The sequence below is a fragment of the Rhizobium sp. CIAT894 genome, assembly GCF_000172795.2.
Classification (GTDB): domain Bacteria; phylum Pseudomonadota; class Alphaproteobacteria; order Rhizobiales; family Rhizobiaceae; genus Rhizobium.
The window spans coordinates 2,692,998-2,718,015 of the sequence record NZ_CP020947.1; the positions used below are offsets into that span (position 1 = coordinate 2,692,998).

Consider the following 25,018-nt stretch of genomic DNA (forward strand, 5'->3'; position numbering starts at 1 on the left):
TCTTTGTGCCTAAGGCAGCGCCGGTCCCGGCTGTCTTGCAACGAACGCACGGCCGGCCGCCGCGCCGGCGTGAAGGCAGACCAGGCCGATCGCGGCCAGAGAATTGATCAGCAGGACATTCACCACGACCGACGCCGAAAATGCGCCCTCGCCTGACGGAAGCACCGCCGTTACGGCAAAGAGCACGCCTTCATAGGCAACGAAGCCGGCCAGGAAGGCGCCGGCCGCGGTGACGGTCAGGCCGGCCGCAAGACGAAGCACGCCGAGCGCTGCCGCCAGGGAGGCGAATGCGGCAATACCGATCGCCAGACCCCAGGCATAGCTGTCCCAAGTCTGGGGATAGCCGAGCACGAGATATCCGACCATCTGGTTGGCGAGCCAGGCCAGCAGAACCGCCGTCACCGCCATCCGCCGGGGAAGAATGACCGCCGATACCGCCGCCAAGGCCACGAAGGGCGTGACGCAGGCAAAAATCAGGCTGAGAGCGACGCTCGCGCCTGAAATGATGGCGACCCAGGCGACAGCGAAGCCGGGGACGACGGGGCGCAGGGGAAACTGATTTCGTTCAAGCATCTCGAAACTCCGTTCGACCGGGCGCAAGCGCCCTCGGAAATCATACGCCAGTCCGGGAAAAAGGCCATTCCTCAATCCAGGACGTATTGGATGTGGTGCCGTCCATGCACGGCCGATTTCTGGACATGGGCGCGAACGCCGAAAACCTGGCCGATCAGATCCTCCGTCAGCACATTCTCCGGCGCGCCCGAGGCGACGACCTCGCCCTTCTGAAGCACCGCCAGGCTGTCGCAGAACATTGCCGCCAGGTTGAGATCGTGCAGCGCGACGATGCAGGTGATGCCGAGCTTCGAGATCAACCGGAGGATGTCGAGCTGGTGCTGGATATCGAGATGATTGGTCGGCTCGTCGAGCAGCAGTTCACCCGGCGCCTGCGCCAGCGAGCGCGCGATATGGACACGTTGGCGCTCGCCGCCCGACAGCGTCTGCCAGAGCTGACCCGCCCGCTCCCGCATGTCGACCCGCAACAAGGCCTCGTCGACCGCGGCATCGTCCTGCTCGCCCCAGGGCGAGAGCAGTCCGCGATGGGGCGTGCGGCCGAGCCGCACCACGTCGCGCACCGTCAGCTGCGTCTCGGTCGTCGATTGCTGCTCCACGAAGGCGATGCGCCGCGCAAGGGCTGCGCGCGACAGCGAAGCGATATCGTCTTCGCCCAGCCGGATGACGCCGCTGCGGACCTTGCGCAGGCGGCAGATCAGCCGCAGCAGGCTCGATTTGCCGGAGCCGTTCGGCCCGAGCAGGCCGAGCACCCTGCCCTTTGCCACCGTCAGGCTGACGCCATTGACGATGACCGTGTCGCCGGCGGCAAAACTCACCGCGTCGATCGTAATGCTCATGCGCTCCTCCGCACGCGATAGAGGATGACGGCGAAGGCCGGCGCGCCGAAGAGCGCGGTGACGACGCCGATCGGCAGCACCTGCTGCGGGATGATGATGCGAGAGACGATATCGGCGCCGACCATATAGATCGCGCCGCCGAGCGCCGTTGCCGGCAGCAGCCGCCGATGCCCCGGTCCGACGAGGAAGCGGGCGGCATGCGGAATGACCAGGCCGACGAACCCGATCGAGCCGACCATGCTGACGACGCTTGCCGTCATCGCCGCCGTCAGGCCGAACAGCAGGATCTGGACGCGGCGCACGGCAATGCCGAGCGAGGCGGCGGCATCCGTGCCGAAGGCGAAGGCGTCGAGCGCCCGGACATGCGCCATGCAAATGAGGAAACCGGCAAGCGCGATCGGCACCGAGAGATAGACATCCGGCCAGCGCACGCCGCTGAGCGAACCCAGAAGCCAGAACAGTATGCCGCGCGCCTGCTCGGCATTCGCCGATGTCGTGACGATATAAGAGGTCAGCGCATTGAAGAGCTGCGAGCCGGCGACGCCGCACAGGATGATGCGCTCGCCGGTTCCCCCAACCCCCGTCGCCAGGAAGCCGACCAGCAAAAAGGCGACGACTGCACCGATGAAGGCGCCGCTCGACAGGCCGAGAACACCGTAGCCGAAGCCGAGGATCATCACGCAGACAGCCCCCGTCGAGGCGCCGGCGGAGATGCCGAGCACATAGGGTTCGGCCAGCGGATTGCGTAGCAGCGCCTGCAGCACGGCGCCGCAGAGCGAGAGCGACGCGCCGGCGCTGGCAGCAACCAGTGCCCGGCTCAGCCGATAATCCCAAACGATGCCCTGGTGAATACGGCTGAGTTCGAATTGCGTGCCGAACAGCCGGTTGGAGACCGCCTCCGCTGTGGTCGCCAGCGGGATCGCGATCTCGCCGATCGAAACGGCAAGGCTGATCATCAGCCCGAGAAGAAGGAAGGCAGCAATGGTGAGCGCGCCGAGCGCCCACCATCCCTGCTGCCTGACCGACATTGCCGTCACTGCGACAGGCCGAAGGACTTGATGCCCTCCGCCAATGTCTCGATGCCGTCGATCGTGCGGATCGTCGGGTTCATCGATTGCGCGTCCATCATCACGAAGTGCTTGTTCTTGACCGCATCCAGTTCCTTGACGACAGGATCGTTCTGGAGGAAATCGATCTTCACCTTGGGATCGTCGGCGGCGTAGCGGCGCCGGTCCATGGTGGCGAGCACGATGACGGCGGGGTTCGCCTCGGAAATGGTTTCCCAGCCGACCAGCGGCCATTCCTCCTCGGTCGTGACGACATTCCTGGCGCCGATCGTCTTCAGGATATAGGCAGGCGCGCTGTTCTTGCCAGCAATGAAGGCGTCGCCATTGACCTCCTTGCTGGAGAACCAGAAGACGACCGGCAGGTTCTTGCCCGCTGCGCCCGATATCGAAGCCACAGCATCGGCCTCGCGCTTCTTCAGCTCGGAGATCAGCGCATCGCCGCGCTCCTTCACGTCGAAAATTTCAGAGAGTTCGGCGATTTCACGATAGATCAGCTCCATCGTGAACAGCTCCTTGCGCACGCCGTCGCCGCCATCGGTGTTGACCTTGGCGACGCAATCAGCCGGCGAAAGATAGGTGTTGATGCCGAGATCCTCGAACTGCTCGCGCTTGCCGACCGAGCCCTGCGCGCCGACATGCCATTCGAACTCGGCCGCCACCAGGTCGGGCTCTTGCCCGACGACGGATTCGAAGCTCGGATCATTGTCGGCAAGACGCTTTATCTTGCTGTTGGCGTCGGCATATTGCGGCAGCACCGGACCGACCCAGACGGCCGTGCCTGTGATTTTCTCGGCAAGGCCAAGCGAGAAGAGAATTTCGGTCATGCCCTGGCCGATCGAAACGATCTTCGACGGCGCCTTCTGGAACGTTACTTGTTGACCGCAATTGGTGATGGTCAAAGGATATTGGGTGGCGGCAAGGCTCGGTGCCGCAAGGCCGATCAGCCCGAAGGCAAATGTCATGGTGGCGAGAATCTGGCGCATGAAAAACCTCGATTGAAGGGAAAAAGTACGGTTATGCCGCACATGCGGCCGAAGGCACGCTGAGACGTGCGCTAACCGCAGGAGGCCCAATCGAGACGGATGCATGCCGGAATTCGGCGAAGGTTCAGAAGGTCAATCATGTCTGCTCCTTGTCCGGGCATCCCCGCCCGGTTGATTGGATCGTGATTGACGGCAGGTCTCCTGGCTTGCGGATATCCGTCGTTTCATCCGCCTTCCCGCGATATATCGCAGTGGCGGGGCTATCAGCCCTTCAGAGATGGCCGGTCGCTGGCCACAGCTGAGATGATCGACAATCCGCTTACAGTTGCGGGGGCAGCCACGGTCTCGGTCCCTACTGGGTCGTCCTCACCGTGTTCCCTATTAATCCCCTTGGAGTCATCTTCAGGGAACCGTCACACCCAGTTACGTCGCCGGCCTGGGCGACGTCAATGATTATTGCGGGGATAGGGTTGGGGTGGGTGAGAAATGGCGACGGAACGGGGAGCGCTGTTGGCCGGTGCAATGCCAGCATCCTCGCCTCCTCAGGATACGGCGTTCGTAAGCGTTAGCGCCGCCTTCTCAGTTCCAGCTATCGCGGGCGCGGCATCCGCCAACGCCCCTCATGCTGAGGTGCGCAGCCCGCAAGGGCGAAGCCTCGAAGCACGCGCCGCAGCGCTGCTCCCCCGCGTTCCTACAACGCATCCAGCGGGATCTTCAGATACCGCCGGCCGTTCTCCTCCGGCTCCGGCAATCTGCCTCCCCGAATATTCACCTGCAGCGCGTGCAGCATCAGCTTCGGTTTCGGCAGCGTACGGTCTCGCGCCTGGCGCAACGCCACGAAGCCGGCCTCGTCGATGCCTGATATATGCGGATTGGCGCGCTTCTGGGCGGCTATCGTGCTTTCCCAGCGCGGGTGGCGGCCGCCAGGCTGATAGTCGTGGCCGGAAAAGAGCCGGGTCTCCTCGGGCAGCGACAGGATGGCCTGGATCGAGCGCCAGAGGGCGCTGGCGCTGCCGCCGGGAAAATCGGTGCGCGCCGTGCCGGAATCCGGTGTGAATACAGTGTCGTGCACGAAGGCGGCGTCGCCGATGACATAGGTCACCGAGGCAAGCGTATGGCCGGGCGAGAACATCACGTGGGCTTTAAGCCCGCCGATCTCGAAAGTGTCGCCATCGGCAAACAGCCGGTCCCATTGCGAGCCGTCGGTTTCGAGTGCCGGCCAGTTGTAGATTTCCTTCCAGAGCACCTGGACGTCGGTGACATGGGCGCCGATCGCCGTCGGTGCGCCGGTCTTTCCTTTGAGGTAGTGCGCGGCGGAGAAATGATCGGCATGCGGATGCGTGTCGAGAATCCACTCGACCGCCAGTTCCTCGCTTTCGATATAAGCGAGGATGGCATCGGCGTTGGAAGTTCCCGTCGCCCCCGACATCTCGTCGAAATCGAGCACCGGGTCGATGATGGCGCAGCCTTTCGTCGCGGGATCGGAAACGACATATTGCACGCTGCATGTGTGAGGTTCGAAGAAGGCCTTCACCGCGGGCGCCTGCCCTGCCCGCTTCTCCAGCCAGCGGCGTGCGCCGGCAAGATCGAAGCCGAGGTTTTGACCGAAGGCTTGAACATCCCCGGCCTTCATGCGCCCATCCAGCACCTCGCCCAGCGCGTAGAGCGTCAGCGCCCGTGTGCCGCTCTTGCAATGGGCGACGACCGGTCCCTTCGCCTCGGCCATCGCCGCCTGGAAGGCGCGGATATCGGCCTCGGTGATTTCGGCCCCCTTCACCGGCACGAAGCTGTAGGCGAGCCCGGCGGCGGCGGCGGAAGCCTTCTCCGCGGCATTGCCGGGTTGCCCCGGCTCCTCGCCATCCGGCCGGTCATTGATGACGGCGGTAAAGCCGTCTGCTGCAAAAGCGGCAAAACCGGCGGCATCGGGCTGCCCCGCGACCGATATCAGCTCATTGACCCTCACGGATGTCATCGAAGCCCCCGCGCTGCCTTGGTCAGGCATTATCGCATGTATATCGTCACAATCTCACAAGTATATTGCCGAGCGCAAGAATAGAACGCTTGGCATGCCCGCGCTTACCGACCGCTGGGCAAGCCAGATCGTGCCGGCGAGAGACGCTTCCCAAACTCCCGCCCGGCCTGGCTCCCCGGTCAACACGACAGCGTCGCGGCACCCCTCCGTCCTTCGAAGCTTCGGCCTTTGAGTCGGGTCGTTGGCACACCGCAGAATCTGCCGGTGACACAAGCCGCGCCCTCTCCGCCCTCATCTTGAGGTGCCTCGGAGGGGCCTCGAAGAACGAGGGTGGCCCCGATTGAGGATTCGGTTTCGCACCCTGATTGACTCCTCAGAAAAATCCAATATTCATTCAAGCAAAAGTTGAGGATTTATAGTGAAAAGCATTTTTTCATACTTGCTATTGGCAACCGCAGCAATTTCTCTTTCGAACTGCACCACAACCTCCGACAGCTTCAGGCAAAAGTCCAAATCGATAACAGCGCTCAGTGGTGAAAAGACAAAAATAGGCCAGACCTGGCATATCAATGACGATTGCAGCCACGCCGATTATCCGGCGACGCATATCTTGGAACAGCCCAAGCATGGCCGTCTCCAGATTGTCCACGAACCGGTATTTCCCGGCGCAACCGGAAAGCTGGCGAAATGCCGGACGGTTAAGGTTGGAGGCGTGGTTGGATATTATACACCGGAGCCAGGCTACATCGGCAGTGACAGGTTCGTTCTGAGATCGCCCTACGGGTACGGGAAGATCCAGGAGACCGTGATGAACGTAAACGTCATCAAATAGCCGGACCGAGCGCTGAAAACCTCTCCCTAAAGCCGGAGGCCTGATGGCTCGATGTCAGTCGCAGAATCCACTACTGCGACTGACATTTCAAACCGTGCTCCAAAGTCGCTAGACGCGACTCTCTCCGCCAACATCGGCTGACGCGGCAACCAGCGCGTCGCCAACCTCGCCGGGCAGCAACATATTATGATACGCCCTGCCCGCCCCGATCGTCGGCAGGCGCGGCGAGTTCTGCGACGCGGCAGTCGAACAGAACAGGCAGATCCACCTCGATCATCTCCAGGATCGCATCGTCGAGTTCGGCGGGTTTCTCGCAGCGAATCCCGTGTCCGCCATAGGCTTCGGCAAGCTTCACGAAATCCGGGTTTCCATGCTGCCGCTGCCCCGCTCCCGGATAGCCGCTGTTGAGAATGAAGATCTTGATCGGCGCCTTGTGCTGCACGGCGGCCGACATTTCCTTCATCGTCGCCTGCACCGAGTCATCGCCCGCTATGTCGATGACGAGGCTGTCGGGATTGGCGATCTGCACGCCGAGAGCGGCGGGCAACCCGTATCCCATGGTCCCGAGGCCCCCCGATGTCATCCAGCGGTTCGGCTGCTCGAAGTCGTAATATTGCGCCGCCCAGCAATGCTGACCGACCTCGGTTGTGATGTAAGTATCCCGATCCTTGGTCAGTTCATAAAGCCGCTCGATGGCATATTGCGGCATGATGACGTCGTCACGCATCGCGTAGGTAAACGATCGCCGTGCCCGCCAGCCCGCAATCGTGTTCCGCCACTCGGTCAGTCTCGCCCGGTCCGGCGCCTGCGGCAGCCCCCGCCACAGACGAACGAGGTCGGCAAGCACATTGGCGGCGTCGCCCCGGATGGCGATATCGGCGCGCACGGTCTTGTTGAGCGAGGAAGCATCGATATCGATATGAATCCTCCGGGAATTCGGTGAGAAACCATCGACGCTGGAGGTGAGCCCGCCGTGGAAGCGCGCCCCGATGCAGAGCATGAGGTCGCAGTCGTGCATCGCCATATTCGCCTCATAGGAGCCGTGAAGCCCGGTCATCTTCAGCCAGTTCGGGCTGGAAGCCGGATAGGCGCCGAGCCCCATCAGCGTCGACGTGACGGGAAAGCCCGTGAGATCGACCAGCTCGCGCAGCAGCTTTACCGCTTCAGGGCCGGAATTGATGACGCCGCCGCCGACGCAAATGATCGGCCGGCGCGCTGTCGCCATCAGAGCGACGGCAGCCTCGATCTCCCCGATGCCGCCGCGACGGTCGGGCTGATCGCTCGTTCTCGAGGCGACGGCCTCCGGCGGCGTGTAGGTGCCGCTCGCAAACAGCACGTCCTTGGGCATGTCGACCAGAACGGGGCCGGGCCGCCCGGATCTGGCAATGCGAAAGGCCTCGTGGATGGTGGCTGCAAGGTCATTGACGTCGCCGACCAACCGATTGTGTTTCGTGCAGGCTCGGGTGATGCCGACGGTATCGCATTCCTGAAAAGCATCGGAGCCGATCAACGCCGTCGGCACCTGGCCGGACAGGCAGACCAGCGGGATGGAATCCATCAAGGCATCCTGAAGCGGCGTGATCGCGTTGGTGACGCCGGGACCCGAGGTGACCAGCATGACGCCGACCTTGCCCGTCGAGCGGGCATAACCCTCAGCGGCATGGCCGGCGCCCTGCTCGTGGCGAACCAGAATGTGCCTGATGGCTTCCTGCTGGAAAAGCTCGTCGTAAATCGGCAGAACGGCAGCGCCGGGATAGCCGAAAATATGCTGGACGCCGTTGTCTCTCAGCGCCTGAAGAACGATTTCCGCGCCGGTCATCTGCGCGCGCGGGGTGTCGATGGAATGACGGGATCTCATGGTTCCGTTCCTTGATCGGTGTGATGATGTGGGGAAAGTCCGACGAGGCGTCGCCCGGATGCAGGGCATAAAAAAAGGCCCCGTCGGGAGCCTGCTTACCGCGCATGGGTGCCTTCGCCGGATGGTTACACCACCCTGCCCATGCGCCCTATCACCACTGCCAGAACCATTGCGATTTTCATGGCAGCATAGCTAAATGCAAACAGGGCCGCCGTCAATACTCGCTAATAAATTGCATCAATTGAATATCACAAGCAAGTGCGAAGCCTGAACCCCGGGTCGCGGTGACTGCATCGTCGCCGGCACTCGCTTCACCCTGGCATAGGCAAGGTTAGTCCTGGCCCTGCAAGCGGTCCATCACCTGCAGCAGCAGATCGGCGCAGGCCTTCATCGGCTCGTCCTCGGCGCATTGCAGATCGATCCGGGTGTTGCCGTCCTCGATTCGGAAATGGGCTGCCTTGGATAGCGGCGGTGGCGGTCGGTGACCTCGGAAACCACGATAGCCCCTATCGTCACGGAAACCCATGTCGCCTCTCGATCCATGCCAGCGGTCATCGGGACGTTCTCTCGGCGGCGCGTCCTGCCCGCCCCGCATCGCCCCCTCATCGCTGGGTGCAGGCGGAGGTGGTGCACTTGGCTCCGCGGCTACGGGCGGTGTCCCGGCAGATGGCGGGGCCGGAGACTGCTGGGCGAAGGCGTTGCCGGCAAGCGCCGCAAGGGCAAGGCCCGATAGAAGAAGTTTTTGCATGGGAACCGTTCCTTTCGGAGAGATGTGGTATGTCTGTAAACACCGCGGCGCGGCTTTGGTTCACGCGCCGGAGGGGCTTTTGTCGAAATCCGCGATTTGGCTGGGCAGCAGGCCTTCGCCACGGCCGGGATTTCTTTCGCCTCGCCTCTGCCTTGTTGGGCGGCTATCCTAAGCGACGATTCGCTGGCCACGACGAGGGCGTGGCGTGAACGAAGCATCAAAGGAGAGCGCGATGACGGACGCCAAGAGCGGCATTTCGGGACTGCGGCCGCATATTACTGTGATCGGCGTCGGCGGTGGTGGTGGCAATGCGATCAACAATATGATCGCGGAAAAACTGGCAGGCGTTGAATTCATCGCCGCAAACACGGACGCCCAGGTTCTCGCCACATCAAAGGCGACCAGACGCATTCAACTTGGCGCGAATGTGACCGAGGGTCTCGGCGCCGGTTCGCTGCCTGAGATCGGCCATGCGGCTGCCGAGGAATCGATCGATGAGATCATGGATCACCTGGCAGGATCGCACATGTGCTTCGTCACCGCCGGCATGGGCGGCGGGACGGGCACGGGTGCTGCCCCTGTCATCGCGCGCGCCGCGCGTGCCGCCGGCATCCTGACGGTCGGCGTCGTCACCAAGCCGTTCACCTTCGAGGGCAATCGCCGCATGCGGACGGCGGAAGTCGGCATCGAGGCGCTTCGCCAGGCGGCCGATACCGTCATCGTCATTCCCAATCAGAACCTCTTCCGCATCGCCGATGCGAAAACGACTTTCGCCGATGCGTTCATGACGGCCGACCGTGTGCTCTATGCCGGCGTCGGCTGCATTACCGACCTCATCGTCAAGGAAGGCCTGATCAACCTCGATTTTGCCGACGTGAAGTCGGTGATGCAGGGCATGGGCCGGGCCATGATGGGGACTGGCGAAGCCTCCGGCGAGAGCCGCGCGATGAAGGCGGCGGAAGCGGCAATCGCCAACCCGCTTCTCGACGATATCTCGATGAGAGGCGCCAAAGGCGTGCTGATCTCGATCTCAGGCGGCTCGGATATGACGCTGTTCGAAGTGGACGAAGCGGCAAGCCGCATTCGCGACGAGGTGCAGGATGACGCCGATATCGTCGTCGGCGCCATCTTCGACCGCAGCCTCGACGGCAAGTTCCGCGTCTCCGTCGTGGCCACCGGCCTGGAAGGCAGCTCCCTGCCCGCATCCGCTTCACACGCCCCCGCCGAGCAGATCCAAACTCGTACGCTGCAGTAACGCCGCCGCTGATGACTAATGCATGTCGCCGGGAAGTGTGCAGCGGTTCCCGGATAACGACATGCATAAAAACAAAGAGCTGAAGCGCGTCGCATGAATCAAGTTACATGCGACGCGCTTTGGCCGTCGCCCGGTACTGCGACGCCCTGGGCGACGTCATGCGGTTAACGCCCGTCAGACGAACAATATGTCCGAGATGTTGTGCACCACGGAGGTTTCGTCGGTCTGAGAGTTGGTGATGTAGATCGAATCCGCCGCCGCGTCATAGGCCACGTTGGTGGTGGAATCGTCCCCCGATATGGCGATGTTGACATCGATTGCCGTCTTGACCCCGGTTTCGAAATTGAATGCCGTGCCGATATGCTCACTGCCGAAGGCCCAAGCTCGACCGAAAAGTGTCGAAATGCGAAACGCTCAAGGTCAACGGCGTCGTTGGCTACTACACATCCGATCCCGGCTACACCGGCACCGACCGGCTCGTCATCCGCTCGCCCTATGAAGAAGGAAAGACGGATGAAGGCGTGCTGAGCGTGAAGGTGCTGAGATAACTGCCGGTTACGGGTCTGCGTGGAGCACGGCAATTTCGGTCAGCGCGCCTACTCTTGGCCGTCCTTCGGACCCTTCGCGTATTCACAGATCGACGTAGAATAGAATGTCTGGCCGGCAAATTCGTGCTTTGACAAGCCGAATTCGAACACGCCGAATTTCTTGTCACGATAATAAAACGCTGACGTCAGGAATTCGCTCAACCGTCCGCAGTCCCCCATGCCGGCGCCGGTATAGACCGATAGAGTTTTGCCCTTGAAGGTCCCCTTCACCACCTTGTCGACCTCAAAGTCGCCGCGCGTCACCCGTAGCGGCTCGCGGTCGGATGGAGAATCCGGTAGCTCGACGCCAAAGGTCACGAGCTTCATGCGGCCTTTCACGATCAAATCCGCTTCCGCAAACTTCTCCTTCGCAGACGATCGTCCGCAACTGCAGGCAGATGCTGCCGAAGCCGACAACACCATGAAAACCGAAGCGGCGACCAAGGCCGCGGCACGATATGACCTCATTCAATCCCTCACCCGCGCGGCTCAAATCCTTGCGCGCGTCGATCCACAGCATGACGGCAGATTTGTCCGGATTGAGGCGATAGGATCGCTTGGTACAGCTAGTAGCTGAAAAATTCCCGGCCGCGATAGCCATGAACAGATTCAAGCAAGCAGACAAAGAACCGAATAGATTCTCACCCCAACACCCGCCTGATCTTCTCCGCATCCTCCGCCGTTGCCGGGTTATACACCACCATGCTGAGATCCGGCCGGCCATCCACCTGAAATGCCGAATATTCGAAGGAGAGCAGCCCGAGCACCGGGTGCCTGATGTGTTTGGCGCCCTCGCCGTGCGTGCGCACGTCGTTGTCGCGCCACATGGCCAGAAATTCGGGGCTTTTGCGGCAGAGTTCGTCGACCAGGGGCTCGACCTCGACGGCGGCACCCGCGCGAGCCGCATCCACCCGGAAGGCGGCGACAACGAAGCGGGCGACATTTTCCCAGTCATATTGGGCGGCGCGCACGCGCGGATCGAGGAAGATGAAGCGCAGCACGTTGCGCTCTTCCGGCGGCAGCGCGCTGTAATCGGTGAGCAGCACTGTCGCCGCCCGGTTCCAGGCGAGCACGTCCCAGATGGCGTTGCGGATCAGGGCCGGGCTCGGATCCAGCGCATCGAGCACGCCCTGCAGCCTGGGCGTCACCCCCTCTTGCCTGCGGTAGCGCACCTCGGGCGGCCGGCCGAGGCCGATCAGGAACAGATGCTCGCGCTCGACATCGGTCAGCATCAGCGCCCGCGCGATCCGGTCGAGCACATCTGATGACGGCGCCCCGCCGCGCCCCTGCTCCAGCCAGGTGTACCAGGTCGGGCTGATATTGGCGCGGCCCGCCACCTCCTCGCGGCGCAGCCCGGGGGTGCGGCGGCGTTCGCCGGCAAAGCCGAGGGCGGCCGGGTCGAGCTTGGCGCGGCGGCCCTTGAGATAGGCGCCCAGCCGGTTTTCGGAGGTGACGAATTCGCTCATCCTGTTAGCCATTATACCATGATAAGATCACTACTTTACCATGATAACGCCCTGCCCGATATCTGTCTCCAACTAAAACGGAGATATCGACATGCGCGTATTCGTCACCGGAGCCACCGGCTGGGTCGGCTCGGCCGTCGTCAACGAATTGATCGCCGCCGGCCATCAGGTGCTCGGCCTCACCCGCTCGGACAAGGGCGCTGAAGAGCTGACGGCCGCCGGCGCTGTCGTCCATCGCGGTTCGCTCGAGGATCTGGAAAGCTTGAAGCGCGGCGCGGCCGAGGCCGATGGCGTCATCCATACCGGCTTCAACCATGACTTCTCGAAATTCGTCAAGAACTGCGCCCTCGACCGGCGCGCCATCGAGGCGCTCGGCGAAGCCCTTCAGGGTTCCAGCCGTCCGCTGCTGGTCACGTCAGGCCTCGGCCATGCCCCGGGCCGCATCGGCACCGAGAAGGACCCGCCCATGCCGACCTCTGAGACCTATCCCCGCGCTTCCGAAATCACCGCGATATCGCTTGTCGCGCGAGACGTGGGCGCCTCCACCGTCCGGCTCCCGCCGTCGGTGCATGGCCATGGCGATCACGGCTTTGTGCCGATCCTGATCGATTTCGCCCGACGAACGGGTGTGTCGGCCTATATCGGCGAAGGGCAGAACCGCTGGCCGGCCGTACATCGGCTCGATGCTGCCCGCCTCTACCGCCTGGCGCTGGAACGCGGCGCCGTGGGCGGCCCTTTCCTGGCGGTCGCCGAAGAGGGCGTACCGTTCCGGGAGATCGCCGAGGTGATCGGGCGGCGGCTCGATGTTCCGGTGGTCTCGAAGTCGCGCGAAGAGGCGGCAGAGCATTTCGGCTGGTTCGCCATGTTCGCGAGCTTCGACGTGCCAACGTCAAGCGAGCGCACCCGCGCACTGCTCGGCTGGCAGCCAGTTCAGCCCGACCTCCTCGCCGATATCGACCATCCGGCCTATTTCGGCGGATAAGACTCCAAGGCCGGCGCCCGTGGTTGACTAATGCAAGGAGCAGGACTGGAGAACGCCTCTGGCGACTTCGATCTACCGCATTCGGCCTTCATTCATATCGGCGGGATCGTAGTTGACGTCCCAATCCTTCTCCAGCTTCTTCTTGCCGGGCAGGCCTTTGTTCACCGTTGTATCCTCCGAGCCGGTGATGACGGTCGGTTTTGCACTGGCAACGCCGGTACTTTTCCTGTCGGCCCGGGATTTGGCGAACTGGCCGGCGGCGTCTTTTTCCGGGTTGGCCATCTCATTCGCCCTTCTGCTTCATTGCGTCACTGATATTCTTCGTTTCGGGATTGCGGTTGTTTTCGCCGTGCGCGTCGCGGTTCTTGTCCGGATCGTCCTTGGCTTTCAGGTAACCGCGCGGTGTATTTCCTTTCGGCCCTTCCCAGCGGGGAGATTGGTCGGTGGTGCCGGGGGGGCCATCCTTGGGGGTCGTCATGCCCATCGTCGTTTCTCCTTGGTTGAGTTGGAAAAACCGGAAAAGGCAGCAAGTGTTCCCGCAAAAATATGGAACAGCATCGTCCCCCATCGGTTGTTCCGAGGCCCAACCTCAAACAGGGAGCCGAAAATGAGCAAGACCAACGTCCATGAAATTCAAAAACGCGCCGAACAGCAGGTCAGAAATACCAGCGCCGGCGGCCACCTCGGCGGCACCTATTTCGGTCAGCAGCCCGACGGCAAAACCGCATCGGACAGCAGCAACGACAGCGCCAAGGCCAGGCCCAACGACGGGAGCAATTAAGCGGCGTATTATCATGGTCGGGGCATCCCCATAGACCTGTTGGAGGCCCCACCTCCCTCCTTCATTGGATGGCCGCGCACCCGCCCCGCCCTTCGGGGCCCCTTTTGCGGGGGGCCTCGGGTGAGGCTCTGTTGGGTGGCGGCGCCAGCCCTATTCCCGGATATCTGGCTCAACCACCCTGGCGAGGTTTTTCAGCGATTCCTGCCAGCCGAGATAACAAGCCTCGGGCGGGATGACATCAGGCACGCCAGCCTGAGTGATATCCACCTCGGTGCCGACCGAAACCTTCTTCAGCGTCACGGTGACTTCCATTTCGCCCGGCAGGTTGGGGTCGTCGAACTTGTCGGTGTAGCGAACGCGTTCACCAGGGACGAGTTCGAGAAATTCGCCGCCGAAGGCATGGCTGTTGCCTGTCGTGAAGTTGCGGAACGACATTTTGAAGGTGCCGCCGACGGCCGGCTCCAGATGATGCACGGTGCAGAGGAAGCCGTTCGGCGGAAGCCATTTGGCAAGCGCATCGGCCTCGATGAATGCGCGATAGACCTTGTCGGGGCTGGTCGCGAAAACACGATGCAGGCGTATAGTGTTCGGCATGGTCGTAATCCCTTTGAATGGACGGAATGGACGAACCTAGGACGGGCGTGGTTTGACCGATCCGACACCGGATCGAACTTTTCTTCAAGAAAAATCGCTTGGGCTCACGGTCGCTGGACTGCGCAGCCTGACCAGGAACGGATGTCGGGCGCGCTTTAGCCTCTGTGAGATTTGACGCTAAGGTGTATGAAGAGACGACGTCGCGTAAGCCCATTCGAGGGACCTGGAAAGTGAGCAAACCGAATTACCGGGACATCGCCCGCCATGCCGGTGTGGGAACTGCGACGGTCGAACGGGTCTTGAACGGGCGTGGGGGTGTTCGCCCCGAACTGGTCGAGAAAGTCGTCTCCGCGGCACGTCGCCTGGATTACCCGCGCAAGCTTCCCGAGACCCATCGCGGCCTCCTCAGGATAGAAGTGCTGATGGTTCGTCCGGAAACGAGTTTCTACCGTCGCCTTTCGCATGCTTTCGAAAGAATTGCCGCCACCCTCGACCCTTTGGTCGTCGTGCACCGCAGCTTTACCGACGAACTGAATCCGGAGGCGATTGCGCGTCGCATCCTGTCGACCGATCTTTCACGGTCCGGCCTGATCCTTGCGGTGCCGAGCAGCCCGGTGATCAGCGCCGCGGTGGAAAAGGTAAATGCGCAAGGTCTGCCGGTCGTGCACGTCGTGACCCGCGCCTCCGAGCGCGTCGGCGAATTTATCGGCATCGACAACAATGCCGCCGGCCGAACGGCCGCGCTCTACATCAGCCGAATGGCTGCGCGGACCGGGCCCGTCATTGCCATCTGCCACCCCATCTATCAGGTGCATCGCGATCGGATCCGCGGCTTCTCAGCCTATTTTCAAGACTATCCCGGCGCCTCCAGCTTCGAATGGCTGGGATTTGGCGGCGATGAGGAGCGCGCCAGCGCCGATCGCCTGTGGTCGGCGCTGGAGATGTATCCCGACCTTGCCGGTCTCTACAATGCCGGCGGCGCCAACTCCGCCCTGATCGAGGTGCTGCGCCGGCATCCGCGCGGCCGTGATGTCTTTTTCGTCGGGCACGAATTGACCGAATATACGCGCGCGGCTTTGCAGGACGGCATCATGGATGTGGTGCTGGACCAGGCGCCGGAGGCGCAGGCGCGCCGCGCGCTCGATCTCGTTCTGAACAGAATCGGCTTGACCGACATCAAACCGGACCAGGCACCGATCCGTTTCATTACCATCACCAAGGAAGGGCTTTGACCCGCCCCCTCGCCCCGAATTCCGGCAGTCGCTCCCGATGGCGGCAATCCACCTGTCGGATCGGTGCGGTGCGTCCGCAGGGCGTGAGCGCGTTCGGCAGAGGTTTGGGATTGTTAATCAGAAATGCCTAATGTAAATCTTGACGTGCACAAGTTGTGAGGCAGTTGATTTGCTACAATAACTGATTAGGATTCGACCAGGAGAGCTTCGGACATGCGGAAAATTCGTGCGGCCCGCTCGGCCCTCGGAAAAACGGAGGCAAAAGCTTTGAGCTCGATCGACCGGCTTTTGTTCTTCGACCGCGATTTCAATCCCGTCGAGAATTTGCTGGGCAATGAGCTGCCTGCATCCGTCAAACCAGCCGCGTCGTTTTGGGAGCATTTTGCAGGATTGGACAAATCGGCGCTGACGCTGGCTTTCTCTTCCATGGGCGAGAGTGCCCAGCCTTTGCGGATATTTGCCGATCCCGGCAGGCCCGGGTCGCGCGGACTGACGATTTATCGGATCGGAGATCTCTATGCGGTGGTTCGCTCCGAGGAACCCATCGACGATGAGCGGGCAACCCTTTTGCATCTCGCCACCCACGATCCGCTGACCGGACTGCCGAACCGACGCCAGTTCAGCGACGACCTCACCGACCTTTTGCGGGAGACCGCAGGCACCAACGAGACCCTGTCTCTGATGCAGCTCGATCTTGACGATTTCAAACCGGTGAACGACACGCTCGGGCATGCGGCTGGAGACAAGCTTCTTCAATTCGCGGCAAGGCGTATTCAGGGCTGCCTTGCCGCTGACGACAGAGCCTACCGACTGGCGGGTGATGAATTCACCGTCATTTCCATGGGTTCGGGGCATCCGGCCAAGGCCCACCGTTTGGCGGAAGCTTTGGTTGCCGCGTTCAAAAAGCCCTTCACGATCGATGGCATCACGGTCTTTGTCGGCACCAGCATTGGCATATCGACCGCTCCCCCGGACGGGACAAGCCCGGAGCAGCTCATGAAAGCCTCCGACCTCGCGCTCTACGCCGCGAAGAAAGAGGGGCGCGGCCGGGCAAGCGCGTTTGATGCCTCCATGCTTGAATTGCTGGAGCAGCGTGAACTGCTGCGCCGCAGCCTTCGCATGGCCCTGGTCCAGCAGGAATTCTTCGTCGAGTACCAGCCCATCGCCGAGGGCGGCTGCATCGTCGGCTTCGAGGCATTGCTGAGGTGGCACCACCCTCTGCTGGGAAATATCCCTCCCGTGACATTCATTCCGATGGCCGAGGCCGATGGAATGATGCCCGATATAGGTGCGTGGGTTCTGGAGCAGGCATGCCGCGAGGCAATGAAGTGGCCTGAGAATTACATCGTTGCGGTCAATGTGTCGGCGGCCGAATTCCTGACGAGCGGCCTCACGGATCGGATATCCCAGACCCTGGACCTGGTCGGCTTGCCGCCCGATCGTCTGGAACTGGAGATCACCGAAAGCGTGCTGCTGGAGCGGACCGTCAATAACATCGATACGCTGAATACGCTCAACGTGCTGGGGATACGCATCTCGCTCGATGATTTCGGGACCGAATATTCTTCCCTGAGCTATCTGAAGACATTCCCTTTCGACACGATCAAAATCGACAAATACTTCATCACCGATCTCGAAAGCGATCCGAAAAGTCAGACGATCGTCCGCTGCATCGTCAACCTCGCACATGGTCTCGACATGCAGGTGACGGCCGAAGGTGTTGAAACGCCGGCTCAAGCGGAATGGCTGCGCAATGTGGGCTGCGACAGGCTTCAAGGTTATCTGGTGAGCAGGCCGCTTCCGGTCGAGGCAATCGGCGAGTTCATCTCCCGGGCGGAAACATCTGTGCGGCACGCTCTGTCATAGCGAACAACCGATTTTTCGCCGTGCCTTTGGCTATCGCAAGCATCAGCCTGAGGCCCGGGGGCAACTGATGGAGGGTGGATTGGAAGAGAAGGCTTCTGGCTTCGACGACCATGCATTCGTGCCGATGGTCTCGCTCGAAATGAACCTTGCGATGTTCAAATCCCGGTGGCAGCTTTGCGACGGGATTACGGAATATCTCTCCGAAATCCTGGGCCAAAGCCACAGCGATCCCGCTCGATACACCAATTTTCTTTCCGTCGCGGCAAACGAGCTCGTCGAACTCGCATTCCGTTCGACCAGAGCGCCCGGAAGGATACATTTCGGCCTCTATCGGAGCGAAACAGTCAATCGGCTGAGAATTGCCTTCCCGTGCGAGGACACATTCGACCGCCGGCCGGTGGCCGTCGCCCGGTCTGGAGACCCGGTCATGAAGCCCGAAGAAACAGTCCTGCTCCGAGATTTGGCGACCATATTCCGCGCCGCGATCCGAATTGAAGAGGACGAGACGCACGGAATGCAAATCATCGCGGATTTCCCCGCCAGGGAGGATTTCCAATGAACATGCTTTCCCTGCCCTTTTCCGTGCATTTCGATCCGACCAATCAGGAACTCTTGCTATCGGGCAAGATGCGGCCCGAGAGCGCCGGCGAGATTGCCGATGTATTGAAGCTGGTGCGGCAAAGTTTGGAAAAATACAGCGGCGTCGTTTATCTCAATGTCAAACGCCTGACGCACATCAACATGACCGCCTTCGCCGCCTTGTCCGATGTCCTGGCGGCAAGCTGCCGGGCCAGGCCGGATCGCAGGATCGTCATCATCACCTCGAGCGTGGTGGCATGGTCGACCTCGCTGTTCGAGACCCTGGTCGCCGCACAGCCAAACCTGTCGGTCGAAGTCTACGATTCGGCATTTTATCCGGGCCAGAGCTTCGTCGAGGATGAGAGTTTCATTCCCATCCTGCGCACCCAGACGAAAATGACATGGCGGCACGAACGCGAACTGCTGCCTCTCCACGGCCTGCGCAACGGCCTTGCCATTGCCGACATCTGCTGCGGAATTGGCGACTTCGCCGCCCTCGTCCAGCGGGAATTCAAACCGTCGCGGCTTGTCGCGCTGGATCATTCCGTGCGCAGCCTCGACTATGCGCGCAAGGTCGCTGCCGATTTCGATCTGCAGGGGATCGAATACACCTATGGCGACGCCTCGCAAATGCTGCTTCGAGACAACCAGTTCGACTTTGTCACCTGCCGGCATTCGCTGCAGATTTTCGACCGTCCTGAGATGCTGCTCCGGGAGCTTTACCGCATCTGCAAACCAGGCGGCCGTGTCTACATCACCAACGAGAAAAATTCGCATTGCCTGGGCGAGCCGCACGCCGAAACGATAAAATGGACTTACGAGGAGGTCGCAAAACTGTTCAGCCACTTCCACATGGATGTCGAGATGGGGCCGAAAAGCCGGCATCTGCTCGCCGATGCCGGCTTCGACGCCATCAAGGTCGACTGCTTCATGGTGACCAACCTGGACGGGGATCCGCAGGACTTCGCAGACATCATCGAAGCCTGGGAAAATGTCTACGCCGGTGAGATGGCCGTCCGGCGGGGCGACTCCGTGGAATTCATTCGCAGGTTCCGGCAGGGCTTCAGGGATCACATCTTTGCCGCTCTTCACCCCAAGGGTTATGCGGGCTGGCCGATCTGGGCCGCGTCCGGACGAAAGCCGCTGTAATGGATGCACGATCATCGAAAAGACCAGCTAGACTGGGCTCGTTTCGGGCAAAGTTCATCCTGGTCGTCGGTGGGGCCGTCCTCTTCGACTTGCTGGTCAGCGGCGGACTGGCGCTTTGGAACGTTCAGAGGCTATCGCGCGACGCAACGCTCGAGGTCGGCCAGGGTCTTGAAGCGGCAAGCCAGGAATATATCCGCACCTATGCAGATTCGACCGCAGCTCAGGTGGGTTTGCTCCTGCGGCAGGTTCATAACGACGTCGACACGCTGGCCGGTGTGCTGCAGGCGCAGATCGACGATCCCGAACGCAACGCCGACGTCGGGGCCGCAATCGCCCGCACATCTCCCGGCAGCGTCAGCCTTTCCTACGATCAGAATGGGAGATGGGCTCAGAATGCTCAGGGCTCCGCCTCGGTCGTCAGCGTCTGGGGGTATCTGCTCGGACCGGACCACAAGCCGACAGCCGACGTCGAGAGCGATATCCGGACGAGCGCGGTTCTGGATCTCGTTGCGCCGAGCCTGATGCAGCACGGTGCTTCAAAGCTGCAGATGTATTATATCGGCTCGAAAGAACGACCGATCTTCAGGACAGCACCCTACACCGACCAGGCCCAGACCTTCGACCGGCTTTATCCCGGTCACAACGACGCCAATTTCTGGGACTTCTTCTTTCCCGGCCTTTATGAGTCCTGGCAGGGCTGGGCCAAAGACATGAAAACGCGACCGGTCGCCGACGATATCACCCAGACCGCTCCCTATACCGATGCCATTACCGGCAAGCTGATCGTCAGTTTCTTTCATCCATTGTGGACCGCCGACAGGAAGGATGTCGCCGGGACGGCCGGCGCCGACATTACGCTCGACCAGCTCGCGCAGACGGTTGAAAATGTCAAAGTGGCCCAGTCCGGTTTCGGATTTCTGGTGATGTCCGACGGCAACGTCGTCGCGATCAACAGCACGGGCGAAAAAACCCTCGGTCTGCGCTCTGCAAGCGATGCGAGCGGAACCGGAGTGACCGGCCTGGAGCGTTCCCTCAAGGGAAGCTCTCAGCCGGCGATCGCCAAGCTGGCCCTCGACCGCGAACAGGGTATTCAACATTTGCTGCTGCAGCAGGACGGCAGCGAGGTCCCCTATATCGCGATCGTGAAGAAACTGCCTGCGACCAATCTCTGGTCCAGCGGCCCGGTCCGCCAGGAAGCGATGTCGCTTGGCGTGGTCGTGCCTGAACGGGAGATCGAAGCCTCGCTCTATGCGGCCCAGGCCAAGATTTCCGAGGCGACGAACAGGATCGTGCTCTACCAGATTCTGGCGATCCTGATGTCATTGCTGATCGTAACAATCGCGGTATTTGCCGCCTCGAAACGAATAACCAGCGGAATCAGCGCATTGGCGGGTGCAGCCAAACGCATTCAGGCGAAGGATTATTCGGTCAGGGTGGCCATAACAAGCAAGGATGAGGTCGGCGAGGCTGGCGAAGCCTTCAACCGGATGGCCGAAGAGATCAGCTATCACACGGAAAATCTCGAGCAGCTCGTCGAGGAGCGAACCGCGCAAATCGAGGATGCCAAGGAAGAGATTTCGACGCTGAACGCCCAGCTCCAGCGGGAAAACCGGCGTCTTGGAACGGAGCTCGCCGTCGCCGAGAGAATCCAGCTGATGGTGCTGCCGCTGGATCAGGAGCTCGAGGCGTTCCAGGCACTCGAGATAGCCGCCTATATGAGACCCGCCGAAGAGGTCGGCGGCGATTATTACGACGTCTTGAAGAACGGTAGCCGGCTGAAGATCGGCATCGGCGACGTCACCGGGCACGGGCTCGAAAGCGGCGTGTTGATGTTGATGGTTCAGTCCGTCGCCCGCGCCCTGCAGGAAGCCGGAAATACCGATGCGGTGAAATTTCTCACAGATCTGAACAGCGCCCTGTTTAAAAATATCGTCAGGACGAAAATCGACAAACACCTCACTCTGGCATTTCTTGACTACGACGGAAAAGAGATGATCCTGTCGGGACAACACGAGGAAGTTGTCATCGTGCGGGCAAACGGCAAGGTCGAGCGCATCAACACCATGGATCTGGGCATTCCGATCGGGCTGGAAGCCGATATCTCAGCCTTCATCAAAACCCGCAAGATCGCATTCGAAAAAGGGGACCTCATACTTCTGCATACGGATGGCGTCACGGAAGCCGAAAACGACGCCGGAGAGCTGTTCGGCATGGAACGGCTGTGCCGTGAAGCCGTTCGCTTGAAGGATCTGAGCGCTGAGAAAGTCGTTTCCGAAATTGTCGCGACACTCATGCTCTTTATCGGATCGCAGAAAATCTACGACGACATTACGCTTCTGGCAGTACGGCATAGGTGAGACATGACCCCAACGGTCTACGGCATTGAATCTCTGACCGACATAAGCCTGGATTCCGGCACGCGCCTGACCTTGACGGACGGCCCGCTTCAACTGGGATGGAAGCACTCGGGAATGACGGCTGACTTTATAGCGCAGGTCATGGCGCTGCAGTATTCGCGTTCGAAGAAAGACTACGTGCAGGCGCATCATGACATCGGATACCTCAGCAACGAGCTGATCGAAAACGCCGTGAAGTTTCGACAGCCTGGCGAGATCCTCATTGAAGCCAGCATTTTCCAGGAAAGCTTTATGATTAGGGTGAAAAACACCATCGATGGCGTGACATCCTCTCGCTTTCAGCAATTGCTGCATCGCTTTCAATCGAGGGACCCCGGCGAACTTCTTCTTGAGCAAATCGAAACCAACGCGATATCGCCGGCAAGCGGTTCGGGCTTGGGATTGCTCACGCTTCTCAGCGACTACGACGCGAAAATGGCCTGGGCATTCGAAGGGAGTGATGACCAGCCTGTCATACTGACGACGACTGCAGCCGTGGCGATGCCGCCCTCCTCCAATCCGTGAGCGAAGAATGGAAATCAGCGACGAAAATTTCCGCGTATGGGCGGAACAAAACGAAGTGTATTTCGACGGCGTCTTCCGGCTGGCCGGACCGGACGCCTATGCACCCATTTATTCATTGATAACAGCCCTGCTTCATGAGGGGCACAAACAGGTGATATTCAATCTCACCGGCCTCGAGTTCCTCAATTCCTCGGGCATCAATCTGCTCGCCAAGTTGACGATCGAAGCCAGAAAGATGGGCGACCTTCTGCTTGTCGTCAAAGGCACCAATCAATATCCCTGGCAAGCCAAGTCGCTGCCGAACCTCAAGAAGCTGCACCCGCTTCTCGATTTGCGTTTGGCGTGAGTGGGAGCAAGGCAGGTGATGGGTTGGCCCCGCGACGCCGGTGGGCGCCGTGGGGATGCTCGGCTCAAGGCCATCGCTGTCCGGTTCGGACCGCCGTGTGGGGCACCCCCCTCTGCCCTGCCGGGCATCTCCCCCACAAGGAGGGAGATCGGCTGGGCGCGATGGCTTCCCCAAACAACCAAAAAAGTGATTGTCGATGTCGTCAGAGAGGGAGCGATGGTCCACCCCCCAGCCGATCTCCACCCTTGTGGGGGAGATGCCCGGCAGGGCAGAGGGGGGTGCCACACGGCACCTTCTCCACCCTCATTCCTATGCTCGTCATAAGGGAGACGTAAGCGATATCGCCTCGCCGCCGCCCGGATGGCATGTGGATTTGTTAAGTATTTCAAGTTGTTTAGGACCATAGTCCGACCGACATCGGACCTCGGGCCGATGTGGAAGACGCAAACAAGGTCTAACCTCCGACATCTCCACACGCGATGCACCCACATCGCGCTTGATGATCCGACCCGGAGGAAGATGATGCGAATAGTAACCTTGGCGTCCTTGGCCGCGCTGTCGCTGGCCCTTGCAGCAAGCCCGGCAACCATTGCAGGCTTCGACATGTCAGCACTGGCGAAGGACGGTGGTAACGGTGGTGGAAATGGCGGCGGCAACGGCGGCGGCAATGGAAACAGCGGTCACGACAGCGGTAACCACGGCAGCAGCAACCAGGGCAGCGGTTCAACCCACGGCAAATCCTCAGGCGTGAAAGGCAAATCCACCGAGGCAGGCGGCAAGTCCAAGTCTGCCAGGGATGACGGCACAAAAACCGCCACAAAAGAGAAGAACCTCTCGGCGCAGATGGCCGGCCTGAACTCTCTGAAGCGGAATTACAGGGCGTTGATGCATACGTCGGATCCACGCGTGACCGCCATCTCGGCCTATGCCATGGCCTATGCCCAGTACGAACTCGACAATGGAACCGAGCCTGCCGCCGATGATCCTCTGTTGGGGGACGCGGCACTGGAGGAGGCATTGGCTTCCGCAACGAAAACCGGTCAGGTCAGCCCGGCTGTTCTGGACGAAGCCAAGACCATCCTTGGAGTTGGCGACGCGAATGGAAAGATTGATCAAATCCGCACCTCGCTGGAAAACGTCCCCCGGCAAACGTCAGACGAATAGCCGCGAGTGAGGTGCAGGCGGTGCGAAGCGCCCAGTGGTATCCGCTCCGCACTAAATTAAGAGAGCATTTCCGTCTTTGTTAGAGTGGCGGAAGTGCTCTTTTTTTGCGTAATTTCGAGCACAAAGCTGCTGTCGGAGATCGATGAGGGCAGCCCCCCATGCGCCTGCCGGCACCTTTCCGCTTTGACGGGGAGAAGGGGATATACCGCAACCTCTCCGTTCCCTCGCAGGGTAAACCCCCTCGCCCCGTCTGCCGGGACAGCAGTATCCCGGCCACATCTTGACCAAGAAGCGTCGGGCGTTTCGAAGATGCCGTCATTGGCGGGACGGCTGCTTTGCGCCGGATGCGCCTATTGGCCGAGGAGACAATCGGCTCGGCAAACCGGTATAGTCGATCCCGGACCGACCCTGGATGGCCCTCACGGCACTCGGGAATCGCTCACCATTGGCAGACGTGCAGTCAACGACGGAGAGCCCGATGTACATTCTTTTTGGTGGTGACTTCACCCGTGCAACGCTCGTTCAATGGGTTCTCGAAGAAGGCAAGATCGAATACGAGCTTAGAAAAATCGACATTATCAATGGCGAGCACCGTTCCGCCGAATTCCTCGCCATAAACCCTGCCGGTTTGGTCCCGGTGCTGATTACCCCGGAAGGCGACGCACTCTATGAGGTCGCTGCACTGATGTTGTACCTGGCTGACCGGCACCAGCTCACGGAACTGGCTCCCACATCGACCGACCCGGACAGGGGGCATTTTCTCTCCGCGATATTCCATATCGCCGGAGACATACAATCCGAGATGAAGCGCTTCCATTTCCCGCACCGCTTTTCCCTGAGAAGCAAAGACAACGGCGGAATTCAGAATTTGGCAAAGTCGCTCGTCATGAGCCGATTGCGCGTGATGAACACCAGACTGGCGCAACGAGGTCCCTACGTACTGGGAACTCGATTTTCCCTTGCGGATTTCTATCTGTGTTTTGGGTCGCATACCTCGACCGCAAAGCCGTATGCACGCAGCTTCCGTCGATTGCCAGGCTTTACGATTTGGTTCGCGCTCGCCCGATCGCAATTCCGTATCTCGAAGAGACCGAGAGGATGGCAGACGCCTATGCGGAGATGATGAAACAGAATCCGAGCGGCGTCATTTCCTGACCGGATCCGGCGCTTTTGCCCTGCTGGAATCGCAAGCCGCGTTTGGGCTTCCCGTTCCCGGAGTTGGCCGAC

General features: G+C 60.9%; 26 protein-coding genes, 2 pseudogenes and 1 riboswitch. Of the genes and pseudogenes, 15 read left to right on the forward strand and 13 right to left on the reverse strand.

Annotated features, from left to right (window positions below):
* Nucleotides 1–9: 9 nt before the first annotated feature.
* The 5 genes from RHEC894_RS13415 to blh all read right to left on the reverse strand — a co-directional run bounded on the left by RHEC894_RS13415 (nucleotide 10) and on the right by blh (nucleotide 5,431).
* Nucleotides 10–573 carry a hypothetical protein gene (locus tag RHEC894_RS13415; RefSeq protein ID WP_085737629.1) on the reverse strand — a complete coding sequence of 188 codons (564 nt, stop codon included), beginning with the start codon at nucleotides 571–573 and terminating at the stop codon, nucleotides 10–12.
* A 71-nt stretch (nucleotides 574–644) separates the two neighbouring features.
* Nucleotides 645–1,409, reverse strand: a complete 765-nt coding sequence (locus RHEC894_RS13420; RefSeq protein ID WP_085737630.1) for an ABC transporter ATP-binding protein — start codon at nucleotides 1,407–1,409, stop codon at nucleotides 645–647.
* Nucleotides 1,406–2,437, reverse strand: coding sequence for an iron ABC transporter permease (locus tag RHEC894_RS13425; protein WP_206427860.1), 1,032 nt, complete (start codon nucleotides 2,435–2,437; stop codon nucleotides 1,406–1,408). The genes RHEC894_RS13420 and RHEC894_RS13425 overlap by 4 nt, the downstream gene beginning before the upstream one ends.
* Nucleotides 2,438–2,442: 5 nt before the next feature.
* Nucleotides 2,443–3,459 (reverse strand): ABC transporter substrate-binding protein, encoded by a 1,017-nt coding sequence (locus RHEC894_RS13430; protein WP_085737632.1) that lies wholly within the window; start codon nucleotides 3,457–3,459, stop codon nucleotides 2,443–2,445.
* A 173-nt stretch (nucleotides 3,460–3,632) separates the two neighbouring features.
* A riboswitch (cobalamin riboswitch) is annotated at nucleotides 3,633–3,889 on the reverse strand.
* Between the two features lie 261 nt (nucleotides 3,890–4,150).
* Entirely contained in the window at nucleotides 4,151–5,431 is a 1,281-nt protein-coding gene (gene blh, locus RHEC894_RS13435; protein WP_085738973.1) for a bifunctional sulfur transferase/dioxygenase Blh, read from the reverse strand.
* Between the two features lie 418 nt (nucleotides 5,432–5,849).
* Between blh and RHEC894_RS13440 the strand changes: the two genes are divergently transcribed.
* Nucleotides 5,850–6,263 (forward strand): hypothetical protein, encoded by a 414-nt coding sequence (locus tag RHEC894_RS13440; protein WP_085737633.1) that lies wholly within the window; start codon nucleotides 5,850–5,852, stop codon nucleotides 6,261–6,263.
* 108 nt (nucleotides 6,264–6,371) lie between these two features.
* Here RHEC894_RS13440 and ilvB read toward each other — a convergent pair.
* Nucleotides 6,372–8,082 (reverse strand): annotated as a pseudogene (gene ilvB / locus RHEC894_RS13445) (biosynthetic-type acetolactate synthase large subunit).
* Nucleotides 8,083–8,452: 370 nt separating this feature from the next.
* Nucleotides 8,453–8,869 (reverse strand): hypothetical protein, encoded by a 417-nt coding sequence (locus RHEC894_RS13455; RefSeq protein WP_085737634.1) that lies wholly within the window; start codon nucleotides 8,867–8,869, stop codon nucleotides 8,453–8,455.
* Nucleotides 8,870–9,101: 232 nt separating this feature from the next.
* Here RHEC894_RS13455 and ftsZ point away from each other — a divergent pair, with 232 nt between their 5' ends.
* Nucleotides 9,102–10,124 carry a cell division protein FtsZ gene (gene ftsZ / locus RHEC894_RS13460; protein WP_085737635.1) on the forward strand — a complete coding sequence of 341 codons (1,023 nt, stop codon included), beginning with the start codon at nucleotides 9,102–9,104 and terminating at the stop codon, nucleotides 10,122–10,124.
* A gap of 174 nt (nucleotides 10,125–10,298) precedes the next feature.
* On the opposite strand, the pseudogene RHEC894_RS33385 reads toward ftsZ, so the two are convergent.
* A pseudogene (locus tag RHEC894_RS33385) lies at nucleotides 10,299–10,493 on the reverse strand (hypothetical protein); the annotation flags it as partial.
* A 26-nt stretch (nucleotides 10,494–10,519) separates the two neighbouring features.
* Between RHEC894_RS33385 and RHEC894_RS33000 the strand changes: the two are divergent.
* Nucleotides 10,520–10,672, forward strand: coding sequence for a hypothetical protein (locus RHEC894_RS33000; RefSeq protein ID WP_164517688.1), 153 nt, complete (start codon nucleotides 10,520–10,522; stop codon nucleotides 10,670–10,672).
* Nucleotides 10,673–10,720: 48 nt separating this feature from the next.
* Here RHEC894_RS33000 and RHEC894_RS13470 read toward each other — a convergent pair whose 3' ends face one another.
* Nucleotides 10,721–11,038 (reverse strand): hypothetical protein, encoded by a 318-nt coding sequence (locus RHEC894_RS13470; RefSeq protein WP_010065491.1) that lies wholly within the window; start codon nucleotides 11,036–11,038, stop codon nucleotides 10,721–10,723.
* Here RHEC894_RS13470 and RHEC894_RS33390 point away from each other — a divergent pair.
* Nucleotides 11,037–11,288, forward strand: coding sequence for a hypothetical protein (locus RHEC894_RS33390; RefSeq protein ID WP_010065490.1), 252 nt, complete (start codon nucleotides 11,037–11,039; stop codon nucleotides 11,286–11,288). The genes RHEC894_RS13470 and RHEC894_RS33390 overlap by 2 nt on opposite strands.
* A gap of 64 nt (nucleotides 11,289–11,352) precedes the next feature.
* Here RHEC894_RS33390 and RHEC894_RS13475 read toward each other — a convergent pair whose 3' ends face one another.
* Nucleotides 11,353–12,177, reverse strand: a complete 825-nt coding sequence (locus RHEC894_RS13475) for a helix-turn-helix transcriptional regulator (protein WP_085737636.1) — start codon at nucleotides 12,175–12,177, stop codon at nucleotides 11,353–11,355.
* A 91-nt stretch (nucleotides 12,178–12,268) separates the two neighbouring features.
* On the opposite strand from RHEC894_RS13475, the gene RHEC894_RS13480 reads away from it, so the two are divergent.
* On the forward strand, nucleotides 12,269–13,159 hold the full coding sequence (locus RHEC894_RS13480; RefSeq protein ID WP_085737637.1) for an SDR family oxidoreductase: 891 nt from the start codon (nucleotides 12,269–12,271) through the stop codon (nucleotides 13,157–13,159).
* Nucleotides 13,160–13,231: 72 nt separating this feature from the next.
* Here RHEC894_RS13480 and RHEC894_RS13485 read toward each other — a convergent pair whose 3' ends face one another.
* On the reverse strand, nucleotides 13,232–13,441 hold the full coding sequence (locus RHEC894_RS13485; RefSeq protein ID WP_085737638.1) for a hypothetical protein: 210 nt from the start codon (nucleotides 13,439–13,441) through the stop codon (nucleotides 13,232–13,234).
* 1 nt (nucleotide 13,442) lies between these two features.
* Complete coding sequence (locus RHEC894_RS13490; protein WP_085737639.1) at nucleotides 13,443–13,643, reverse strand: hypothetical protein; 201 nt, start codon at nucleotides 13,641–13,643, stop codon at nucleotides 13,443–13,445.
* A gap of 123 nt (nucleotides 13,644–13,766) precedes the next feature.
* Here RHEC894_RS13490 and RHEC894_RS33010 point away from each other — a divergent pair, with 123 nt between their 5' ends.
* A complete protein-coding gene (locus RHEC894_RS33010) occupies nucleotides 13,767–13,940 on the forward strand; it encodes a hypothetical protein (RefSeq protein WP_089152713.1) in 174 nt (57 codons plus the stop codon).
* Nucleotides 13,941–14,090: 150 nt separating this feature from the next.
* Here the strand turns inward: RHEC894_RS33010 and RHEC894_RS13495 are convergent, their stop codons facing one another.
* Nucleotides 14,091–14,534, reverse strand: coding sequence for an SRPBCC family protein (locus RHEC894_RS13495; protein ID WP_010065326.1), 444 nt, complete (start codon nucleotides 14,532–14,534; stop codon nucleotides 14,091–14,093).
* Between the two features lie 230 nt (nucleotides 14,535–14,764).
* Here RHEC894_RS13495 and RHEC894_RS13500 point away from each other — a divergent pair, with 230 nt between their 5' ends.
* From RHEC894_RS13500 to RHEC894_RS13545, 9 genes are all read left to right on the forward strand, one after another.
* Complete coding sequence (locus RHEC894_RS13500; RefSeq protein WP_085737640.1) at nucleotides 14,765–15,766, forward strand: LacI family DNA-binding transcriptional regulator; 1,002 nt, start codon at nucleotides 14,765–14,767, stop codon at nucleotides 15,764–15,766.
* 213 nt (nucleotides 15,767–15,979) lie between these two features.
* The gene (locus tag RHEC894_RS13505) at nucleotides 15,980–17,632 is read left to right on the forward strand and encodes an EAL domain-containing protein (RefSeq protein ID WP_085737641.1); all 1,653 of its coding nucleotides are present in this window, start codon (nucleotides 15,980–15,982) and stop codon (nucleotides 17,630–17,632) included.
* A 79-nt stretch (nucleotides 17,633–17,711) separates the two neighbouring features.
* Nucleotides 17,712–18,191 (forward strand): hypothetical protein, encoded by a 480-nt coding sequence (locus RHEC894_RS13510; protein ID WP_085737642.1) that lies wholly within the window; start codon nucleotides 17,712–17,714, stop codon nucleotides 18,189–18,191.
* Entirely contained in the window at nucleotides 18,188–19,360 is a 1,173-nt protein-coding gene (locus RHEC894_RS13515) for a class I SAM-dependent methyltransferase (protein WP_085737643.1), read from the forward strand. The genes RHEC894_RS13510 and RHEC894_RS13515 overlap by 4 nt, the downstream gene beginning before the upstream one ends.
* Complete coding sequence (locus RHEC894_RS13520; RefSeq protein ID WP_085737644.1) at nucleotides 19,360–21,717, forward strand: SpoIIE family protein phosphatase; 2,358 nt, start codon at nucleotides 19,360–19,362, stop codon at nucleotides 21,715–21,717. Before RHEC894_RS13515 ends, RHEC894_RS13520 begins: the two co-directional genes overlap by 1 nt.
* Before the next feature lie 3 nt (nucleotides 21,718–21,720).
* Nucleotides 21,721–22,281: a hypothetical protein gene (locus RHEC894_RS13525; RefSeq protein WP_010067744.1), complete on the forward strand. Its 561-nt coding sequence runs from the start codon at nucleotides 21,721–21,723 to the stop codon at nucleotides 22,279–22,281.
* Nucleotides 22,282–22,288: 7 nt separating this feature from the next.
* Nucleotides 22,289–22,627 carry a hypothetical protein gene (locus tag RHEC894_RS13530; protein WP_010067743.1) on the forward strand — a complete coding sequence of 113 codons (339 nt, stop codon included), beginning with the start codon at nucleotides 22,289–22,291 and terminating at the stop codon, nucleotides 22,625–22,627.
* Nucleotides 22,628–23,149: 522 nt separating this feature from the next.
* The gene (locus RHEC894_RS13540; protein ID WP_085737645.1) at nucleotides 23,150–23,791 is read left to right on the forward strand and encodes a hypothetical protein; all 642 of its coding nucleotides are present in this window, start codon (nucleotides 23,150–23,152) and stop codon (nucleotides 23,789–23,791) included.
* A gap of 478 nt (nucleotides 23,792–24,269) precedes the next feature.
* On the forward strand, nucleotides 24,270–24,914 hold the full coding sequence (locus RHEC894_RS13545; RefSeq protein ID WP_245339469.1) for a glutathione S-transferase family protein: 645 nt from the start codon (nucleotides 24,270–24,272) through the stop codon (nucleotides 24,912–24,914).
* Nucleotides 24,915–25,018 lie beyond the last annotated feature (104 nt).